Genomic DNA, 18,750 nt, shown 5'->3' with positions numbered 1-18,750 from the left:
CTTGCGAGCGAGAAAATGCTGCAAATAGGCATTCGCTGATGCGGCACTGGTCCGCGCATCTTACTCGCGTGACGGCCGGCATCGGGCTCGTCGTAATCGGCGTGCTGGCGCTGGCGGCGCCGTTCGCGGTTGGCACCTGGTCCCTGCAATTCCTCGGCCTTCCCATGCTGGCGGTTGCGATGGCCGACCTTTACCAGACTCTTGCCAGTCCGCGGACTCGGACCCATCCGGCTTCGTATGTCACCAGCATTCTTGCGACCGCTGCCGCCCTTGTCCTGTATCTCAGTCCGTCCCTGGTTGCTTCTGGTGTTGTCGCGATATTTCTGACGTTTCTGGTGGTCGACGGCGTCGTAAAAGCCAGTCAAGCGGTCTTCGGGCCTCCATCGGGCACGTCGCGAACGGTCGCGATCGTAAACGGCCTGTCCAGCTTCATGCTGGCTCTGATCGGCTTTTGGGTATGGAAAACACTTGGTCTGCAGATCGCGCTCGGCGTAGCGGTCGCCGGGTATGCCGCCTCGGCGGGATGGCGCCTGCTTGTGGCGCCGACGGAGCAGCGAGAGCGTGACCACACATCCGATGCGACCAATAAGCACCCCGATAACAGGCTTAACCTCGGCAGCCATGAACTGTTTGCCGCAGGGCTCGCATCCCGTGCATCGAGCGCGCCCATCGTGGGACGCACCGAATTGCAGTGGCTGATGGTCGTGGGCGCGGTGCTGTTTGTCGTGCACCTCGCCCGCATGGAATCCAGCGATACCTGGCTCGGTCTGATCTCTCCGGTCGTGGCCACCGTCGGGGATGTCCTGATGGCCATATTGTTTGGAGCGCTGTTGGTACTACCGCTGCGCTTGGGCTGGCGGCTGCTGACCCGTCCCTTCGAGCGAATAGCATGGCGGCTGCGGTTCTCCGGACAGGATGTCAAGTTGCAAGCTTTGCCGCGGCGTCTGGTTCGGGGGTGGACCGATGCACGACTGTCGTTCGCAGCATCGCTGCGCGACGCGCGAAGTTCGCTTTCCTCAGCCGTGGGTTTGACGATCCGCCTTGGCTTGCCGCTCACTGTGTTGTTTGTTGCCGTCAACACGATCTGGGGATTCACCTGGTACTTCAACACGGAAAGCTGGGCGAGCGCTTTCTATCAGAAGATGGCCGAACTGCGCGTCGACACTTGGCGTGCCGGCATGGTCGACGGCGTCCTGTCGGCCTATGGCGGGAAAATCGACAAGCTGTTTCGGGTGGCTCCGCCAGGAATCGACGATCAGGATTTCAGCTTCATCGTCATCGGCGATCCCGGCGAAGGCGATGCGTCGCAATACGCACTGATCGAGCGTTACCTGGAGATCGGACGGCGGGACGATGTCAAGTTCCTCATCATTGCTTCCGACGTCATCTATCCGGCCGGCGCCATGGCGGATTACGAGAAGAATTTTCACCTGCCGTTCAAGGGATTCAAGAAGCCCATTTATGCGATCCCGGGCAACCATGACTGGTTCGATGCGCTGGAAGGCTTCAACGCCAACTTCCTGGAGCCGCAAGCCGCGCGGGCAGCGCTGGCGGCGCGTGCCGACACTGACCTCAATCTCACCAGTACCGGCACCAATCGTATCGATCGGCTGGTTGATCGGGCACAGCGACTTCGCGAACTCTACGGTATTCAGAACGGCCTGCAGCGGGGTCCGTTCTTCGAGATCCAGACCGCAGACTTTGCCTTGATTGCGATCGATACGGGCATTCTGCGTACGATAGACGATCGGCAACGCGCGTGGTTGACCGACGCACTGGCGCGTGCGCGCGGAAAATTCACCATGGTTATTCCAGGTCACCCAAAATATGCAGGAGGTACGGATACCAGCACCGGCGACGACGCCTTCTCTGCCCTTTTTGCAACGCTTGAGAACGCCGGCGTCGATGTCGTGATGGCCGGCGACACCCACGCCTTCGAGTTCTATGTCCAGAATAAAGACGTCGCGGGCGGCGCGCGCCCGATCTATCACTTCGTCAACGGCGGCGGCGGAGCGTATCTCAGCATCGGCGGCGCACTCGGGTGGCCGGATGTCTTGCCGGTAGAGACCTGGGCTTTCTATCCAGGTCCGGATGCCGTCCGCGCCAAACTCGACACCGAAACTCCGGCATGGAAACAACCGGTCTGGGCCTGGATCAAGCGCTTTGGCGCATGGCCCGTCTCAACCGAAACCCTGTCAGGCATCTTCGATTTCAATCATGCGCCCTTCTACCAAAGCTTCGTCGAAGTGCGCGTTGAACGCTCAAGGAAGCGCGTTGTTTTTGCGCTGCAGGCAGCCAACGGCCCGGTCCGTTGGCAGGACTTGCACGCTTCCTTCAAAGGCGTCGCCGGCATGGCCCCCGACGCGCCCGTTGAATTTATCGTCAACATGAAGGCGCCAGGCGGCTGACGTCCCTTTCCCTTCAGCGCGCGGTGTCGGGGATTTGCTTCTGGTACATTGCGGACGTGTCGTTAGACGCCGAGCGCGCTCGATATCTCGGCCAGGGTTGCCTTTTCGGCGTCGCTCACCTGAACGCCTCCACCGAACAGGCTGCCGCCCTCGCTCGAGGCTTCGGCGGTGCTTTGGCTGATCTGACGTAGCCAATCCTTGAACGCAGCTGCATCACCCGGCGCCTTGGCTCCGAGTAATGCCGAGACCTGGCGCAATGAATCGATGGATTTAGTCTTCATCTCCGGGGGCTTGCTGCCGGCGAATTCCGCCTGCAGGCCATCGCGAGCGGCGCTTCGCCCCTCGCTGGTCGAGAAATCGGCGACCACCGCTTTCACGAGGCCGTTGGCGTTGGAGCCGGTCGCAGCCTTGCTCAATGCGGCGCCGCCAGCGAATGATTCCTTGAGCAGGCCCCACAGCCCGCTGGGTTCGGCGGCCGTGATGGCCATTCCCGCAATCATTGGGCTCTTCAGAAGCAGCGTCCATTCATCCTTGGTGAAGCTCGTCTTGTCTGCCATTGGTCATCTCCTGATGCGTATGTGTGAATCATCCTTCGCCGTTGAGCGCACGCTTCTGGGCGCACGGCTCAACATCAGCGAAATCAGGATCGCGACAGTGTTTCGATCTTTCGGCGAAGCTCGTCGATCGTGGGTTTGGCAACGTCACCAACACCCGGCATTGCCAGCACGTTGTCACACATCTGGTTGATGGTCGGCTTTGCCGTTGCAATCAACTTGGCAAGAGCACTTTTTCCTTCCGGGCTGAGCTTTCCCGCAAGGTCGCTGACTTCATTCAATTGGGCTGTTGCTTCCCGGAGCTTGGGGATGGCCGCCTGGGCGGAAGCAACGTCCGTGATCGTTGGCAGCACGGATCTCAAGGTGCCGACGGACGAGTTGACCTTGTCGTCAGACTCACGCCTCCAATCGTCAGGTCTGATGGAGCGAGGCCCACGGTTGCAGTCCCAGGCTGCACTGCGGCGGGACGCGGCAACTCGGCAACCGTTTCAGTTCTTGGCTGGAAGACATACCAGGCGAGAGCACCCAGTATGGCCACCGCCACTAACCAGTACGGCAATTGCGACGACGCTGCGCTTGTTGTGGCCTGAGCTGCCCGGCTGGCCTCGGCAATGGTCCGCTCCGAGGCTCCCGCAATTCGGCTCCCGGCGGCTGAAGCTGCCGCAGCACCGCTACGCGCAACTCCCGCTGCTCTGTCGATGAGGCCGGCAGAGGTCAGATGGTCGGCGAGGCCGGACGGAATCGCCGCGACGATCTGATCTTTTTGCGAGCCGAGAAGCGAGGCGAGACCGTCCGTATCCAGGCCGGCGCTGCGCTGCTGCTGGCCCAACGTCCCGAGGACCACCGGGCCAAGCATGCCGAGCAATGACTTGCTGGCTTGGCCGTCGATTCCCGCGAACTTGCCAATCGATTGTGCGATTGTGTCCAGCGCTCCTCCGCCGAATAGACGTAAGCGCTCCTTTCTACGCACCTATGCAGTTGAGCGCGGGGATGGGATGAGGTGTCCACCATGAGCGAGGTGGACACGATCGATGATCACTCCAGAAGAACCTTTGAGACTTGAGACGGTCGGCGTGTTGCGCAATGGCCGGCGTCGCTATGATCCGGCCAGCAAACAGCGGCTGGTCGAGGCCTGTCTGCAGTCTGGCGTGTCGCTGGCGGGGCTTGCGCTGCAACACGGCGTGAACGCGAACCTGCTGCGCAAGTGGGTGGCCAAGCGACAACTTCAGAACGGGGATGGCCAGCCGGAGGCGCGGGCGCCGATTGCGCCAGCCTTTATTCCGGTTCGCGCGCCGTCGCCGTCGCCAACTCGATCTGCTGGCGCGATTGCGGTTTGCGCGACGGAGCGATCCTGTGCAGGGCGGCTGACGGCATCGATGCCCAACGGCGTGACGCTTTCGCTGGAAGGCGGCGACGCGCAGTTGCTGTCGGCGGTGATTGAAGCGCTGGGGCGTTGCGATGTTCCGACTGGCGTCTGATCTTCGGGTCTACCTTCACCGCGAACCGATTGACTTCCGGGCGGGCATCAACAGCCTGGCGATCGTGGTCGAGCAGTCGATGGGGCTGGATCCGTTCCAGCGCGCGGTGTTCGCGTTCTGCAATCGTCGCCGCGACCGGATCAAGCTGCTGATTTATGATCGGTCAGGATTTTGGATGCTGCTGAAGCGGCTGGAGGCCGACAGATTCCACTGGCCCCGAAGTCAGGAGGCGGTGCTGACGCTGACGACGGAGGAGCTGCACTGGCTGCTTGACGGCATCAACATCGCGGCGGTGCGTCGTCATCCGGTGCGGCAATATCAGAGCGTGGGCTGAGCGTGTTCGATGCGGGCGGCGTCATCGGGCTTCGGCATGGCCGTTCTCAGATGACGCGGCCGAAGACATGACGAAGACATGGGAGCCCGGTTGACGCGGCGGCATGACTTCGATTCAAGACTCCGATGAGTCGCAAGCCCACGACGCACGAACTGGAAGCCTTGATCGCGGCGCACGCGGCCGAGATCGCGGCGCTGAAGGCCGAAAACGAGAAACTCGCACAACGCGTGCTGCATCTAGAGGAGCAGTTGCGCCTGGAGCGCCTGCACCGGTATGCGCCGAAGAGCGAAAAGCTCAAGGAGCGCATCTTCAACGAAGCCGAGCAGGCCGCCGCTGAAAGCCGGGACGACGACGATGTCGAGGCGGTCGCCGTGCCGGACACGGGATTGCCGGAGGCTCCAAAGCCGGCGCCGAAGGCACGCGGCCGCAAGCCGCTGCCTGACGATCTGCCGCGCCAACGCGTCGAACACGATCTGGGTGAGGATCAAAAGGACTGTCCGTGCTGCCATAATCGGATGCATCGGATGGGCGAGACCGTCACCGAGCAGTTGCACGTCGAGGTCAAGGCGTCGGTGCTGCAACATGTGCGGTTCAAATATGCCTGCCGTCACTGCGAGCGCACCGCGCTGAACACCCCGATTGTGACCGCGCCGATGCCGGCGCAGCCGCTGCCGGGTAGCGTCGCCACGCCATCGACGCTGGCGCTGGTGCTCGCCAACAAATACGTCGACGGCACGCCGCTGTACCGTGTGGCGGACGCGCTGGGGCGCGCCGACGTCAGCATCAGCCGCGGGACGCTGGGCAACTGGGTGATCCGGGCGAGCGAGTTGCATCTGCATCGGGTCTATGACGCGCTACAGCAAAAGCTCATGTCGCAGCCCCTGGTCCACGGCGACGAAACCTGGGTCCAGGTTCTTAAAGAGGACGGCCGTGATGCGCAGGCCAAATCCTTCATGTGGGCCTATCGCAGCGGCCAGGACTGCGCGCAGCCGGTCGTGCTGTTCGATTACCAGCCCGGTCGCGGCCAGCAACATCCTCAGGCCTTCCTGGCCGGCTATCGCGGCTTGTTGATGAGCGACGGCTATGACGCCTGGCGCACGCTGACAGGCGCGACCCATCTCGGCTGTATGGCGCATGCGCGCAGGAAATTTACCGATGCGCTCAAGGCCAGGACAAAGCCTGGCGGTCCGCCATTGCAGGCGCTCAAGTTCTTCGAGGCGTTGTACGAGGTCGAGAGGGTGGCGCGCCAGACGCCGCCCGACGGCGAAACGCGCGCCGCATACACCTTGCGGCTGCGCCAGCAGCATAGCCTGCCGGTATTGGCCGCCTTCCGGACCTGGCTCGACGACCAGGCGCCGAAGGTGCTACCCGAAAGCTTGACCGGCAAGGCGATCGCCTATGCACGCAACCAATGGGATTATCTGACCCGTTACACCAGTGACGGTCTCGCCCCGATCGATAACAATGTTCTGGAGCGCGACATCAGGCCGTTTTGCACCGGACGAAAAAGTTGGCTGTTCAGCGACACCGTTGCCGGCGCCAAGGCAAGCGCCGTGATCTACAGTTTGGTGCTGACATGCCGGGCATGCGGCGTCGATCCCTATGCATGGCTACGTCACGCGCTCACCGAATTGCCCCAACGCGCGCCAGACGCCGATATCGAAGATCTGTTGCCGTTCAATTGCACCGCTCAAAAAAACCTGCCAGCTGACAACGACAGCGGCTGACCGTCAAACGCTCAGGATCAATCAAGCCGTTCCGATGATCCCGCTGGGCCCCGGCGCCACGCGACGCCGCGGCCAGCCGCGCGCGCAGCCTGTGCAGTAAAATGCGCGCTTACGAATAGACCGGAGAGCATGTTGGATCCGGTTTCCGCGAGGTTGTTCTGGCCCGAACCACCGATCAGGCTTTTGAGAATGTCGAGCGATCCGGGTTGTTGCTGGGCCAACGAGCTGCTGAGTTGGCGGGCTCCCTGGGGAGTGGCGGTAACGTCCGCCAAGCCGGCAAGCAGTGCGGGGATGGCGCCGCCAATCGCCTTTTGCGCGACATTGCGGTCGATGCCCAAGACAGAAGCGATCTTTGCGATCATGTCAGGGGTCAGGAATTGCATCACAACAGAAACGAGATTTGCGGCCATGGCATTCTCTCCATTTTGATTGTGAGGTGTGTTGTGAAGTGAGTCGGGACTGTGGCTTAATCTCCGGTCGTTCCTCCGCACCTCTTGCGTCAGGCAGATTGCGCAGGAGCGAACCTGGGTCGAACGTCGTCACCAGGACGTCGACACCAGATTGATTAGCGTCGCTGCAGCACCATCATCTCCGTGTCCGGCCCCGGGGCGCATGTGCACCCTGAGGGTGTCGGCCACGATTGATCTAAATCAATGGAACCTGTCCGCCGTGAATACACGACCAACGGATCGCGGCCTGGCGGCCCCAGAGCAGGAACAGGGCGAGAAAGCAGGACGGTATGGCTTACCCATGTGCACTCCCGTTGATGGCCCATAGCCGAAGGTCCCATTAGCCATCGTGACTGAGCTGCTGCCGGTTTGATGGACACCGAGATTAGGTGTTTCATGAAGCCGGAGGTGGCGATGAAAAGACGGAAGTTCAGCCGCGAGTTCAAGGTCGAGGCGGTCAAGCTGGTGCGGGAACGTGGGGTGTCGGTGGCGCAAGCTGGCCGTGACCTGGATGTTCATGAGAATGTTCTCCGCAAATGGGTGAAGGAGTTGGGCTCCGACCCGGCGCAAGCCTTTCCCGGCCACGGGCAGATGAAGCCGGAGCAGCAGGAGATCGAGCGGCTGCGCCGTGAGGTCGCCAAGCTGAAGGCCGAGCGGGATATCCTAAAAAAGGCCGCAGCCTACTTCGCGAAGGAAGCGACATGAAGTTCGCCTTCGTCGCGAAGCACCGGACGATCTGGCCGGTGGCATGGCTATGCGATGCGCTGGGAGTGTCGCGGTCGGGCTTCCATGCCTGGCTGAACCGCTCTCCCAGCGCCAGATCCCGCAGCGACGAGGAGCTCGGCGGCAAGGTCAAGGCCAGCTTCGCCGCCAGCGACCGCACCTATGGCGCACGCCGGGTGTGGCGTGACCTGCTCGCCGACGGGGCGGATTGCGGCCTGCACCGGATTGAGCGGCTGATGCGCCTGCAAGGCTTGCGGGCGCGGCCGCGACGTCGGCGCTTACCGAAGGACAGCGGCGATCGACAGCTCGAGACCGTACCGGCGAACCTCCTTGACCGGCAGTTCGCCGCCGAGCGGCCGAACCAGAAGTGGATCGCCGACTTCACCTATCTCTGGACGGCCGAAGGCTGGCTCTATGTCGCAGCGGTGATCGACCTGTTCTCACGCCGCGTGGTGGGCTGGTCGATGAGTGCCTCCATGACGGCACAGCTCGTGACGGACGCATTGTTGATGGCCGTCTGGCGGCGCGGCAAGCCGGATGCGCTGTTGCATCACTCCGACCAGGGCAGCCAGTACACCAGCGAGCAGTTCCAGCGCCTGATGGCCACCACGGCATCGTTTGCAGCATGAGCCGCTCCGGCAACGTCTGGGACAACGCGGCGATGGAGAGCTTCTTCTCCTCGCTCAAGACCGAGCGTACGGCCAACAAGATTTATCAAACCAGAGATGAGGCACGCGCCGATGTGTTCGACTACATCGAACGATTTTACAACACGACCCGCAGGCACTCGACCATCGGCTATCTCAGCCCGGTTGAGTTCGAGCGCAAGGTGGGATTAGCTTAAGCGGGTGTCCATCAAACCGGCAGCAGCTCAGACGTCGGCTCATTGGAGAAGAGCGAACGCTGTCCGGTTTAGTACCAAGGGCGGCTTTTGACCCCAACCGGACCTTGGCCTGCTCTCTGCCCAACGCAGATGCTGCGGGTCTCTTGTGGGCCTCACGCGTGCGCTACGCGGTTCGAGATGAACCTTGCATGACACGCTTGACCACCATGGCTGCGATGCCCGCGAGCACGGCCTTTGCCTGCGGGGACGCAAGCATGTCGATGATCGGGTTCGACGGTTGCGCTTGCTCTTGAGGCTGGGCGTCGCCACTGACGAGAATATCCCGGAGCTGACCGGGCTTCCCATGCAGATCGGTGAGCACCTCGCCCAGTTCCTTCGGTTCGGGCGCCACTTGTCCCGGTAGCGCCACGCCGCGCGCCGTGGCTCGCTCCTGCAGCATCTTCACGAACGCCGCGCGCTCTTCCGGCGAAAGCTTGCCCAACGCTTCTACCGCTGCCTGCGCGTACTGGTCAGGCGGCACGGCGTGTGACACATCACCATACCGCTTGAGAACCTCTTGATCGGAGTAGCCCTGGGACGGGTCTCCTTGTTCGTATCGATCAACGAAGTCCCGGTACTCCTTCTGGCGTTGCCCACCACCAATTAGCTCGTCAAGGATACCCATCTACAGCTCCCTCATCGGTGTTGCGCACAAGGCTAAGAGTGCAGTCGCTCCGACAGTTTGTTGCTACCTCCAAGGTAAACCCGGGGGGAGAGTATTGACCTAGCTAGGAGCCCGTCCAGATATGTTTTCGTGACGGGCATTTGTTGTAGAGTAGCAGGCTCAGGCTGCGTTTGCGAGGTTGAACAGCTTGAGGAGGTTATGGACGGTGCAGATCATTGTCCACTCGGCGCGCACTTTCTCGATGCCCCGCAACAGGAACTGGCGGAAGCCTCTTGCCTGTTTGATCTGCCCGAACACCGGCTCCACCACTTGCTTTCGCAATCGGTAGGGTGTTTCGAAGCCGCCATCGTCGATCTTCTTTCGCATGGCCTGTGTCAGCGGGCCGCCGACTTTTCCGTTCGCTACTGTCGGGTGCTTGGCGCGTCCGGGCGCGACATAGCCATCGATGCTGCGTGTGTCGAGCGCTTCGAGATTGGCTTCGCTGCAGTAGCCGGAATCCGCTGAGGCCTGCCGCGGCTTGCGGCCAAGATTGCTCTCGATGGCCTCGATCAGGGGCACCAACTGGCCCTGATCGCTGCCGTGCTGGGTCAGTTCTTGCGCGACAATGATCTGGGCATGTGCATCGACGGCCGCCTGGGCATTATAGGCCTGAACGAAGCCATCCTTCGACTTCATGATGCGGCTTTCCGGATCGGTGAAGTTGCGTTGCGCCTTGTCTTCCTCCGCCGCCAGTTTGGCGTCCGCTTCCAGCGCCGCCATCGCTTGCTGGATCTTCGCCAGCCGTTTCTGCTTGTCGACGGTCCAGTCCGGCAGTTCGTCGCTGTTGCCGAAAGTCTCATCCTCCGAGGCATCCGCCGCCTCGGCGGCCGCCAGCATGCGAGCGACCTCGGCCTTCAATTCCGCCTCGCGCTTCTTCATGCGCTCATAACTCATCGCCTTGTGTTTCGACGCGTTCGCCTTGATCTTCGTACCATCCAGCGCGACATGACCGAGCTTGACCAGCCCGGCCGTCTCGCACAACTTCAGAACCTGCACGAATAGCGCGCCGAGCGCCTTCAAATGTCGCTTGCGAAAGTCGCTGATCGTCCGAAAATCCGGCGCATCCAGCGCCACGATCATCACAAAATCGTTCCGCTCCCGGCAGGCCTTGGCAATCCGACGCGACGAATACAGCCCACTCGCATAGCTATGCAGCAGCAGCGCCACCATCATCCGCGGATCAAACGGCGGCTGCCCAAGCCCGCTCACATAGCTGCCCATGATCTCCCTGAGATCGAGGCTCTCCCGCACCAGATCAACCATAAACCGCGAGACATGGCCTTTCGGCACGAAGTCCTGCACATTCGGCGGCAGAAGCAGCGTCTGATCGATGTTCCAAGGCCGAAAATACTTGCTCATCGCCCAATGTTGAATCAGACCCGACCAGATTTGAACAGCGACTATCCAGACAAGCTCCTAGGTGAGATGCCGCTTCATCTCCGGCCGCGCCCTCAGCGCGGCGCCCTGCTTGGCCACGATCTTGGCGATCCGCTCCGGCGCAAAATTCAGGTCGACGAAGGCCGGCGCGGTGTTGGCGACCTCGTGATATTCGGTGATCTTGCCGTCGCGCAGCCGCATGATCGCGACGCCCTCGAACATCGCGCGCGCGCCTTTGGCTTCCGGCAAGGTCGAGCGGTAGCTAAACGTATAGCGCGCATAGAGCGTCGCGCCGTCGGAGACGGGATCATGCATGACCCAGCGGAAATCGGTCGCGGTCCGGTAGAACCAGTCGTCGATCATCTCGGCTATTTTGGCGTGCCCCTTGAACGCGCCGTAGAACACGTCGTGATAGACGCCATCCTCGGTGAAGAGCTTTGCAAACGCCTTGCCGTTGCGCTGCTCGACCGCGTCGCAGAACGCGCGCAGCAGCATTGTCGTTTCCATGGCGTCTCTCCCAACCACTCTGTCATGCCCCGCGCAGGCGGGGCATCCAGTATTCCAGAGCCGTTGCCTTGAATCGAGGGGGCGCGGCGTACTGGATCATCCGCTTTCGCGGATGATGACATCGCGCAAGATGAAAAACCTTAGCCGATCTCCGCCACCGCGGCGATGATCCGCGCGATGTCCTGAGGCCGCGACAGGCGGTGATAGCCGTCCTGGATCATGGTCAGCACCACGTCCTCGGCGGGCAGGCGATGCACCAGCGCGAAGGCGTGCTTCCACGGCACGTCGGGATCCTGCGCGCCCTGCAGGATGCGCACCGGACAGCCGACGTCGATCTTGCTGCCGAGCAGCAGATGATTGCGGCCCTCCTCGATCAGGTTGCGGGTGATCGGATAGGGCGAGCCGTCGCCATAGTCCGACGGCCGCAGCCACAGGCCCTTGGTCTCGATCTCGGCGCGAATCTCCGGCGGGAACGCCTTCCACATCAGCTCCTCGGTGAAATCGGGCGCCGGCGCGATCAACACGAGGCCGGCGAGCCACGCACGGCCGCTTCCGCCAGCATTGCCCCGTTTGGCGATCTCGCGCGCCAGCAGCAGCGCCATCCAGCCGCCCATCGAGGAGCCGATCACGACTTGCGGCCCGCTGCAGAACTGCGAGAACACCGCGACGCTCTCCTCGAGCCAGCGGCCGATCGTGCCGTCAGCGAAATCGCCGGCGGATTCGCCATGGCCGGAATAGTCGAACCTGACCGAGCCGCGGCCGTGCTCGGCGGCCCATGCGTCGAGCGCGATCGCCTTGGTGCCGGTCATGTCGGACTTGAAGCCGCCGAGCCAGAACAGCCCAGGCGCGCCAATTGCGCCGCCGGGAGCGGCACGGGCGCGCACCGCGATCCGGCGTGCTCCACTGCCCTCGCCGACCTCGATAAAGGCGGGTTCCTGCCCGGATGCGGCGGTTTGGCTCATGGTTCGGTCACTCGCGTGTCAGACATCTGCTTTTCAATCGTCGCGCGGCACCGGTCAACGGCGGCAAACCCGGCTTGCGGAGCTGATGCACCCGCTATATGTGCCGGGCGTGGCTAAAATGCCTCGCAATTGACGGTTTTGCCGCTTAGAAAGCGAGTTCGCTTGCCCGTTGCGGCGTCTTGCTTCAAAATATCCGCCTTCCCTTTCACAACTTTGGAGAGTTACCCATTCGCCGTCCCAATAGAGCCCCGCCCACAGTCGCCAAAGACGGGCCGCGCACCAATGATGAGATTCGCAACGCGCAAATCCAGCTGATCGATGCCGCCGGTGTCAACCAAGGCACCGTCGAAACCATGGTGGCCATCAAGATGGCCATGGAAGCCGGCATGGACCTCGTCGAGATTTCGCCGAATGTCAGTCCTCCCGTCTGCAAGATCATGGACTACGGCAAATACAAATATTCCGCGCAGAAGAAGGCCGCCGAAGCCCGCAAGAAGCAGAAGGTCGTCGAGATCAAGGAGATCAAGCTCCGCCCGATGATCGACGATCACGACTATGACGTGAAGATGCGCGCGATGCAGCGCTTCTTCGAGGAAGGCGACAAGGTCAAGATCACCTTGCGCTACCGCGGTCGTGAGATGGCGCACCAGGAGATCGGCACCAAGCTTCTGGACAAGGTGAAGGCCGACGTGGCCGAGTTCGCCAAGGTCGAGCAGGACGCGAGGTTCGAGGGCCGCCAGGTCGTGATGGTGCTGGCGCCGCGCTAGTTCGAGTTAGTCGATTTCAGCATTTGGAGCGGCCCGCCGGATCGGCGGGCTGTTTCGTTTCGTAGCCCGGATGGAGCCAACCTCCCCTAGAAAAGGGGGGGGGGCGCCTTGCTCGCCAGAGCAAAGCGGGTGGGGATCTGCTCTCTCCACGTGCGGCGGCGTCTGCGGCTGGACCCCCATCCCGGCCTTCCCCCTTTCAGGGGGAAGGAGAAGAGGCCGGGTCCCACCCGCCGGTTCCATCCCGCAAAACGTTGCAAAACCGCCGATCCTCTGGCATAAGCCGGGCCTTCGCCGCCCGGCTGATCAAGGGCTGCCGTGGCGACGTATCGTGCAGGTTCTTTCAATTCGGAAAAAACCATAGCACTTCCAACGCTCTAACGAGCATTTTAGCCGGCCGGACGCCTCTCGGGGCGATTTTCGTGCTGTGCAGTAGGAGAGCCAAATGCCCAAGTTGAAGACCAAGTCGGGCGCTAAAAAGCGCTTCAAGGTGACTGCCACTGGCAAAGTCATGCACGCCCAGCGCGGCAAGCGCCACGGCATGATCAAGCGGACGAAGAAGCAGATCCGTCAGCTCCGCGGCACCCGCGTGCTGTTCAAGACCGACGGCGACAACGTCAAGAAGTACTTCTTGCCGAACGCCTGATCGCGCTGATCCGCTTGAACCCCGCCGCAACTGTGCGGCGCCCCGTCACCTCTTCTTAGATCTCAAGGATTTCCGTCATGTCTCGCGTCAAACGCGGTGTGACCTCTCACGCCAAGCACAAGAAAGTCTTCAAGGCCGCCAAGGGCTATTACGGCCGCCGCAAGAACACGATCCGCACGGCCAAGCAGGCCGTCGAAAAGGCCGGCCAGTACGCCTTCCGCGACCGCAAGCGCAAGAAGCGCACCTTCCGCGCGCTCTGGATCCAGCGCATCAACGCCGCGGTCCGTCCGTTCGGCATGACCTACAGCGTGTTCATCAACGGCCTGTCCAAGTCGGGCGTCGTCGTCGACCGCAAGGTGCTGTCGGATCTCGCTATCCACGAGCCGGTTGCGTTCCAGGCGATCGCCGAGAAGGCCAAGGCCGCGCTGGCGGCCTGATCCTAGCGCGCGTTGGGGCCCGCGTTTAGCGCCTTGTGCGAATAGCGCTGGGCGACTTCCGCCCGGCAGAATGCCGTGAACGAGATGTACATGGTGCCGGATTGATTCCGGTACTTGCGGTCGCAGACCTGCATCTCGTGCTGGTACGCCCGCTTCGGTGCGCCCTTGAGGCCGGACAGGAAGTCCGCTTCGCATTTCTTCTCGACGGCGGCACCGAGCAGGACGTCGCCGCTCGCCCCGAACTCGCACACCCGAAACACCTTCATCGCGCCGTCACAGCTGCGCTGGGCGTTGATGGTGTCGACGATCTCGTCCTGGGTCATCGACTTGTCCATGCAGACCGCCGCCAGCGCCGGTGAGGCTGACATCGACATGATGGCGGCCAAACTGGCCATGGCAACTCGGGCAGCAGTCAGGCGGGGTCTCACGGGCATCGCGCAGTCTCCTGATATCCCACTTGGGTAGCGTCCCCTGCGCGCCGGGTTCAACCCTGCCGGTCATATGCCCGAAATGACCGGCTTTTTGCTTGACGTTACGGCCTTCGGGCGGCGACAACCCAGCCGAATTTTTGGCGCATGGTCCGCAAAGGCGAGCACCGGTTCGGGTACCGGTTTGTCCCGCCAGATCATGCGCCGCTCAAGCGCAGGAATTGACCGTGTCCGACCTCGCAACGCTCGAAAAGTCCATCCTCGACCAGATCGTCGCAGCCGGTGACGAAGCCGCCCTCGAGGCGGTGCGCGTCTCCGCCCTCGGCAAGAAGGGCTCGATCTCGGCCTTGCTCGCCACCCTCGGCAAGATGTCGCCGGAGGAGCGCAAGACCGAAGGCGCCAGGATCAACCTCGCCAAGGATGCGGTGACCCAGGCGCTCGCAGCCAGGCGCGACGTGCTGAAAGCGGCCGCGCTCGATGCGCGCCTTGCCGCCGAGACCATCGACGTCACGCTGCCGCTGCGCGAGGCGCCGGCGGAGACCGGCCGCATCCATCCGCTGAGCCAGGTGTTCGAAGAGGTCAACACCATCTTCGCCGACATGGGATTTGCAATCGCCGACGGTCCGGACATCGAGACCGACGACTACAACTTCACCAAGCTGAACTTCCCGATCGGCCATCCGGCGCGCGAGATGCACGACACCTTCTTCTTCAATCCGAAGGAGGACGGCTCGCGCATGCTGCTGCGGACCCACACCTCGCCGGTGCAGGTGCGCACGATGCTGACGCAGAAGCCGCCGATCCGCGTGATCTGCCCCGGCCGCACCTATCGCATCGACTCCGACGCGACCCACACGCCGCAGTTCCACCAGGTCGAAGGGCTCGTGATCGACAAGGGCTCGCATCTCGGCCACCTCAAATGGATCCTGCACGAGTTCTGCAAGGCGTTCTTCGAGGTCGACCACATCAACATGCGGTTCCGGCCGTCGTTCTTCCCGTTCACCGAGCCGTCGCTCGAGGTCGACATTCAGTGCCGCCGCGACAAGGGCGAGATCCGCTTCGGCGAGGGCGAGGACTGGATGGAGATTCTCGGCTGCGGCATGGTGCATCCGAACGTGCTGCGCGCCTGCGGCATCGATCCCGACGTCTACCAGGGTTTTGCCTGGGGCATGGGCATCGACCGCATCACGATGCTGAAATACGGCATCGCCGATCTGCGCCAGCTGTTCGAGAACGACGTCCGCTGGCTCAACCACTACGGCTTCAAGCCGCTCGACATCCCGACGATCGCGGGGGGATTGAGTACGTGAGCCTGAACTTCGTTCCCACCGTGGAGAAAGCCCCCACCCTAACCCTCCCCCGCAGGGAATGGATAGGACTTGCTCAAGTGGATACGAAGACTCCATCGCCGCGGACGGTCGGACTCCCTCTCCCGCTTGCGGGGGAGGGCTGGGGTGGGGGTGTCTCCGCAAAGGGGCTGGCAATGGTCGATCCTGAGCATCCCGATTGGAAGGTGTCCGATAGACTTCGGTCCAACGCGCGCGCGCTCAGACGCAACTCGACCGACGTGGAACGAATTCTCTGGTCGGAGCTCCGCGGCAATCGCCTGAACGACGCAACCTTCCGCCGCCAGGTGCCGATCGATAACTACATCGCCGACTTCGTCTGCCACGCGGCAACGCTGGTAATCGAACTCGATGGCGGCCAGCATTTTTCGAACGAAGGCGAACGCACCGATGCCGCGCGTTCGGCCGTCATCGAAGCGAAAGGCTTCAAGGTTCTTCGCTTCAGCAATCTCGACGTCATGACGAATCGCGCAGGCGTCCTTGAAACAATTGCCGCTGCCATCGCGGAGAGAGCCCCCACCCTAACCCTCCCCCGCAAGCGGGAGAGGGGACAAGAGAAATCATCGTCATGAAGTTCACCCTCTCCTGGCTGAAGGAACATCTCGAGACCGACGAGCCGCTCGACAAGCTCGCCGACAAGCTCACCATGATCGGGCTCGAGGTCGAGAACATCGAGGACAAGGCGAAGGCGCTCGCTCCGTTCACCGTCGCGCGCGTGATCTCGGCCGAGCAGCATCCGAATGCCGACCGGCTGCGGGTGTGCATGGTCGACACCGGCGACGGCGGCGCGCCGGTGCAGGTGGTGTGCGGCGCGCCGAATGCGCGTGCCGGGCTGATCAGCGTGTTCTCAGCCCCCGGCACCTACATCCCGGGCAAGAACATCACGCTCGGCGTCGGCACCATCAGAGGCGTCGAGAGCCGCGGCATGCTGTGCTCGGCGGCCGAACTGCAGATCTCCGAGGATCACGACGGCATCATGGAGCTGCCGGCCGATGCACCGCTCGGCAAGGGCTATGCGGACTGGGCCGGGCTCGGCGATCCCACCATCGAGATCAACCTGACGCCGAACCGGCAGGACTGCACCGGCGTGCACGGCATCGCGCGCGATCTCTCCGCCGCCGACATGGGCAAGTTCAAGGACCAGGGCATCAAGCAGATCAAGGGCGAATTCCCCTGCCCCGTCCAGGTGAAGGTGGAAGACGCCACGCTGTGCCCGGGCTTCGCGCTGCGGCTGGTGTGCGGGGTGAAGAACGGCCCGTCGCCGGAATGGCTGCAGAAGCGGCTGACCTCGATCGGCCTGCGCCCGATCAACGCGCTGGTCGACATCACCAACTTCATGACCTACGACCGCGCCCGCCCGCTGCACGTGTTCGACGCCAAAAAGGTGACGGGCAACCTCACCGTCCGCCGCGCCAAAGAAGGCGAGACGCTGCTCGCGCTCGACGGCCGCACCTACACGCTCGACAGCAATGTCTGCGTGATCGCCGACGAGCACGGCGTCGAATCGCTTGCCGGCATCATGGGCGGCGAGGCCTCCGGCTGCGACGACAACACCACCGACGTGCTGATCGAATCGGCGCTGTGGAACGAGATCAACATCGCGCAGACCGGCCGCAAGCTCGGCATCAATTCGGATGCGCGCTATCGCTTCGAGCGCGGCGTCGATCCGGCCTTCATGGTGCCCGGGCTCGAGCTCGCGACCAAACTGGTGCTGGAGCTGTGCGGCGGCACGCCGTCCGAGAACGTCGTGGTCGGCAAGCAGTTCGGCGAGGACCGCGTCATCGACTTCCCGCTCAGCGAGGTGAAACGCCTTGCCGGCATCGAGGTGCCGCTGGTCGAGGTGAAGCTGATCCTCACCCGGCTCGGCTTCATGCTGGCCGGCAGCGGCCCCGTGGTGAAGGTCGCGGTTCCGTCCTGGCGCACCGATGTGCACGGCAAGGCCGACATCGTCGAGGAGATCGTGCGCATCGTCGGCGTCGACAAGGTGCCGATGACGCCGTTCGAGCGTGGCGAGGAGCCGCGCAAGCCGGTGCTGACGCCGATGCAGCTGCGCACCCGCCGCGCCAAGCGTGCGCTCGGCGCGCGCGGCATGGTGGAGGCCGTGACCTGGTCGTTCATCACCAATGACGCGGCAAAGCTGTTCGGCGGCGGCCAGAGCGAGCTCGTGCTCGCCAACCCGATCGCGGCCGATCTTTCCGACATGCGGCCGAGCCTGCTGCCCGGCCTCGTCGCGGCGGCTCAGGCCAATATCAACCGCGGCTATCCCGACGTCGCGCTGTTCGAGGTCGGCCAGGTGTTCCGCGGAGACCGGCCGGAAGACCAGCTGGTGGCCGCCTCCGGCGTACGCCATGGCTATGCCTCGACGAAGGGAGCGGGCCGTTCCTGGACCGGCTCGGCGACGGCGGACGCGATGGACGCCAAGGCCGATGCCTTCGCCGTGCTGGCGGCCGCCGGCGCGCCGATGCAGGCGCTGCAGATCGTCCCCGGCGGCCCCGCCTGGCTGCATCCGGGACGTTCCGGCACCATCCAGATCGGCCCACAGAACGTGCTCGGCACTTTCGGCGAGCTGCATCCGCGTACGGCGGAGGCGCTCGGCGCCGATGGTCCGATGATCGTGTTCGAGGTGATCCTCGAGCGCATTCCGGAAGGCAAGCAGAGGGCAACACGCGCCAAGCCGGTGCTGGAGCTCTCGGCATTCCAGCCGGTGTCGCGCGACTTCGCCTTCATCGTCGACCGCAGCGTCAAGGCGGGCGACATCGTCCGTGCGGCGCAGAATGTCGACAAGAAGCTGATCACGGCCGTGACCGTGTTCGACGTCTATGAAGGCAAGGGCATCGATCCCGACAAGAAGTCGATCGCGATCACAGTCACGATCCAGCCGCGCGAGAAGACCATGACCGACCAGGAAATCGACGCCGTCGCCGCCAAGGTCGTCGCCGAGGTGACGAAGAAGACTGGCGGCACGCTCCGGGCGTGATGCCGGTCGCAGGCGCTGTATTGGCACCGTCACCCTGAGGAGGCCGCGTAGCGGCCGTCTCGAAGGGTCGACGGCCACCGGCGGGG

Annotated in this window: 19 protein-coding genes and 1 pseudogene; 12 read left to right on the top strand and 8 right to left on the bottom strand. The window is 63.1% G+C overall.

Annotated elements, in window-relative coordinates; genetic code table 11:
* The first annotated feature begins 38 nt into the window (after positions 1-38).
* Positions 39-2,408: a metallophosphoesterase gene (locus tag HAP54_RS12175; RefSeq protein ID WP_166300259.1), complete on the top strand. Its 2,370-nt coding sequence runs from the start codon at positions 39-41 to the stop codon at positions 2,406-2,408.
* A 62-nt stretch (positions 2,409-2,470) separates the two neighbouring features.
* On the opposite strand, the gene HAP54_RS12170 is transcribed toward HAP54_RS12175, so the two are convergent.
* Both HAP54_RS12170 and HAP54_RS12165 read right to left on the bottom strand, forming a co-directional pair.
* Positions 2,471-2,896 carry a hypothetical protein gene (locus tag HAP54_RS12170; RefSeq protein WP_312022741.1) on the bottom strand — a complete coding sequence of 142 codons (426 nt, stop codon included), beginning with the start codon at positions 2,894-2,896 and terminating at the stop codon, positions 2,471-2,473.
* A gap of 152 nt (positions 2,897-3,048) precedes the next feature.
* The gene (locus HAP54_RS12165; RefSeq protein WP_176422257.1) at positions 3,049-3,315 is read right to left on the bottom strand and encodes a hypothetical protein; all 267 of its coding nucleotides are present in this window, start codon (positions 3,313-3,315) and stop codon (positions 3,049-3,051) included.
* A 365-nt stretch (positions 3,316-3,680) separates the two neighbouring features.
* Between HAP54_RS12165 and HAP54_RS12160 the strand changes: the two genes are divergently transcribed.
* The 4 genes from HAP54_RS12160 to tnpC all read left to right on the top strand — a co-directional run bounded on the left by HAP54_RS12160 (position 3,681) and on the right by tnpC (position 6,501).
* Positions 3,681-3,830, top strand: coding sequence for a hypothetical protein (locus HAP54_RS12160; protein WP_166300253.1), 150 nt, complete (start codon positions 3,681-3,683; stop codon positions 3,828-3,830).
* Positions 3,831-3,993: 163 nt separating this feature from the next.
* Entirely contained in the window at positions 3,994-4,440 is a 447-nt protein-coding gene (tnpA, locus tag HAP54_RS12155; protein WP_166205731.1) for an IS66-like element accessory protein TnpA, read from the top strand.
* Positions 4,421-4,774 (top strand): IS66 family insertion sequence element accessory protein TnpB, encoded by a 354-nt coding sequence (gene tnpB, locus HAP54_RS12150; RefSeq protein ID WP_166205730.1) that lies wholly within the window; start codon positions 4,421-4,423, stop codon positions 4,772-4,774. The genes tnpA and tnpB overlap by 20 nt, the downstream gene beginning before the upstream one ends.
* A gap of 125 nt (positions 4,775-4,899) precedes the next feature.
* Positions 4,900-6,501, top strand: a complete 1,602-nt coding sequence (gene tnpC / locus HAP54_RS12145) for an IS66 family transposase (protein ID WP_166205729.1) — start codon at positions 4,900-4,902, stop codon at positions 6,499-6,501.
* Positions 6,502-6,518: 17 nt separating this feature from the next.
* Here tnpC and HAP54_RS12140 read toward each other — a convergent pair whose 3' ends face one another.
* The gene (locus tag HAP54_RS12140) at positions 6,519-6,911 is read right to left on the bottom strand and encodes a DUF937 domain-containing protein (RefSeq protein ID WP_166300251.1); all 393 of its coding nucleotides are present in this window, start codon (positions 6,909-6,911) and stop codon (positions 6,519-6,521) included.
* Between the two features lie 453 nt (positions 6,912-7,364).
* Here HAP54_RS12140 and HAP54_RS12135 point away from each other — a divergent pair.
* Positions 7,365-8,517: pseudogene (locus HAP54_RS12135) on the top strand (IS3 family transposase).
* Positions 8,518-8,680: 163 nt separating this feature from the next.
* Here HAP54_RS12135 and HAP54_RS12130 read toward each other — a convergent pair.
* The 4 genes from HAP54_RS12130 to HAP54_RS12115 form a co-directional block, all read right to left on the bottom strand.
* On the bottom strand, positions 8,681-9,181 hold the full coding sequence (locus tag HAP54_RS12130; protein ID WP_166300249.1) for a hypothetical protein: 501 nt from the start codon (positions 9,179-9,181) through the stop codon (positions 8,681-8,683).
* Between the two features lie 159 nt (positions 9,182-9,340).
* Positions 9,341-10,579, bottom strand: a complete 1,239-nt coding sequence (locus HAP54_RS12125) for an IS1182 family transposase (protein WP_166300247.1) — start codon at positions 10,577-10,579, stop codon at positions 9,341-9,343.
* 57 nt (positions 10,580-10,636) lie between these two features.
* Positions 10,637-11,104: a nuclear transport factor 2 family protein gene (locus HAP54_RS12120; protein WP_166300245.1), complete on the bottom strand. Its 468-nt coding sequence runs from the start codon at positions 11,102-11,104 to the stop codon at positions 10,637-10,639.
* Positions 11,105-11,244: 140 nt separating this feature from the next.
* Positions 11,245-12,066, bottom strand: coding sequence for an alpha/beta hydrolase (locus HAP54_RS12115; protein ID WP_166300243.1), 822 nt, complete (start codon positions 12,064-12,066; stop codon positions 11,245-11,247).
* A 227-nt stretch (positions 12,067-12,293) separates the two neighbouring features.
* On the opposite strand from HAP54_RS12115, the gene infC reads away from it, so the two are divergent.
* The 3 genes from infC to rplT all read left to right on the top strand — a co-directional run bounded on the left by infC (position 12,294) and on the right by rplT (position 13,913).
* Complete coding sequence (infC, locus tag HAP54_RS12110) at positions 12,294-12,833, top strand: translation initiation factor IF-3 (protein WP_029081034.1); 540 nt, start codon at positions 12,294-12,296, stop codon at positions 12,831-12,833.
* 442 nt (positions 12,834-13,275) lie between these two features.
* Positions 13,276-13,476: a 50S ribosomal protein L35 gene (gene rpmI, locus HAP54_RS12105; protein WP_008539890.1), complete on the top strand. Its 201-nt coding sequence runs from the start codon at positions 13,276-13,278 to the stop codon at positions 13,474-13,476.
* Between the two features lie 77 nt (positions 13,477-13,553).
* On the top strand, positions 13,554-13,913 hold the full coding sequence (gene rplT, locus HAP54_RS12100) for a 50S ribosomal protein L20 (protein WP_029081033.1): 360 nt from the start codon (positions 13,554-13,556) through the stop codon (positions 13,911-13,913).
* A gap of 2 nt (positions 13,914-13,915) precedes the next feature.
* On the opposite strand, the gene HAP54_RS12095 is transcribed toward rplT, so the two are convergent.
* Positions 13,916-14,308 (bottom strand): hypothetical protein, encoded by a 393-nt coding sequence (locus HAP54_RS12095; protein ID WP_175619418.1) that lies wholly within the window; start codon positions 14,306-14,308, stop codon positions 13,916-13,918.
* Positions 14,309-14,568: 260 nt separating this feature from the next.
* On the opposite strand from HAP54_RS12095, the gene pheS reads away from it, so the two are divergent.
* The 3 genes from pheS to pheT all read left to right on the top strand — a co-directional run bounded on the left by pheS (position 14,569) and on the right by pheT (position 18,664).
* On the top strand, positions 14,569-15,651 hold the full coding sequence (pheS, locus tag HAP54_RS12090; protein WP_166300239.1) for a phenylalanine--tRNA ligase subunit alpha: 1,083 nt from the start codon (positions 14,569-14,571) through the stop codon (positions 15,649-15,651).
* 173 nt (positions 15,652-15,824) lie between these two features.
* A complete protein-coding gene (locus HAP54_RS12085; RefSeq protein WP_166300237.1) occupies positions 15,825-16,259 on the top strand; it encodes an endonuclease domain-containing protein in 435 nt (144 codons plus the stop codon).
* Positions 16,256-18,664: a phenylalanine--tRNA ligase subunit beta gene (gene pheT, locus HAP54_RS12080; RefSeq protein ID WP_166300235.1), complete on the top strand. Its 2,409-nt coding sequence runs from the start codon at positions 16,256-16,258 to the stop codon at positions 18,662-18,664. The genes HAP54_RS12085 and pheT overlap by 4 nt, the downstream gene beginning before the upstream one ends.
* Positions 18,665-18,750: the final 86 nt, after the last annotated feature.

Origin of the sequence: Bradyrhizobium sp. 2S1 (genome assembly GCF_011516625.5) — a bacterium.
In the GTDB taxonomy this organism is placed as follows: domain Bacteria; phylum Pseudomonadota; class Alphaproteobacteria; order Rhizobiales; family Xanthobacteraceae; genus Bradyrhizobium; species Bradyrhizobium septentrionale.
The sequence above is the reverse complement of the archived record's forward strand: the minus strand, read 5'-3'. Positions and strand labels throughout refer to the sequence as shown.

Coding starts and splice junctions, on each gene's coding strand:
- HAP54_RS12175 (WP_166300259.1), top strand. CDS start 39: ATGCGGCACTGGTCCGCGCATCTTACTCGCGTGACGGCCGGCATCGGG.
- HAP54_RS12170 (WP_312022741.1), bottom strand. CDS start 2,896: ATGGCCATCACGGCCGCCGAACCCAGCGGGCTGTGGGGCCTGCTCAAG.
- HAP54_RS12160 (WP_166300253.1), top strand. CDS start 3,681: ATGGTCGGCGAGGCCGGACGGAATCGCCGCGACGATCTGATCTTTTTG.
- tnpA (WP_166205731.1), top strand. CDS start 3,994: ATGATCACTCCAGAAGAACCTTTGAGACTTGAGACGGTCGGCGTGTTG.
- tnpB (WP_166205730.1), top strand. CDS start 4,421: ATGTTCCGACTGGCGTCTGATCTTCGGGTCTACCTTCACCGCGAACCG.
- tnpC (WP_166205729.1), top strand. CDS start 4,900: ATGAGTCGCAAGCCCACGACGCACGAACTGGAAGCCTTGATCGCGGCG.
- HAP54_RS12140 (WP_166300251.1), bottom strand. CDS start 6,911: ATGGCCGCAAATCTCGTTTCTGTTGTGATGCAATTCCTGACCCCTGAC.
- HAP54_RS12130 (WP_166300249.1), bottom strand. CDS start 9,181: ATGGGTATCCTTGACGAGCTAATTGGTGGTGGGCAACGCCAGAAGGAG.
- HAP54_RS12125 (WP_166300247.1), bottom strand. CDS start 10,579: ATGAGCAAGTATTTTCGGCCTTGGAACATCGATCAGACGCTGCTTCTG.
- HAP54_RS12120 (WP_166300245.1), bottom strand. CDS start 11,104: ATGGAAACGACAATGCTGCTGCGCGCGTTCTGCGACGCGGTCGAGCAG.
- HAP54_RS12115 (WP_166300243.1), bottom strand. CDS start 12,066: ATGAGCCAAACCGCCGCATCCGGGCAGGAACCCGCCTTTATCGAGGTC.
- rpmI (WP_008539890.1), top strand. CDS start 13,276: ATGCCCAAGTTGAAGACCAAGTCGGGCGCTAAAAAGCGCTTCAAGGTG.
- rplT (WP_029081033.1), top strand. CDS start 13,554: ATGTCTCGCGTCAAACGCGGTGTGACCTCTCACGCCAAGCACAAGAAA.
- HAP54_RS12095 (WP_175619418.1), bottom strand. CDS start 14,308: ATGGCCAGTTTGGCCGCCATCATGTCGATGTCAGCCTCACCGGCGCTG.
- HAP54_RS12085 (WP_166300237.1), top strand. CDS start 15,825: ATGGTCGATCCTGAGCATCCCGATTGGAAGGTGTCCGATAGACTTCGG.
- pheT (WP_166300235.1), top strand. CDS start 16,256: ATGAAGTTCACCCTCTCCTGGCTGAAGGAACATCTCGAGACCGACGAG.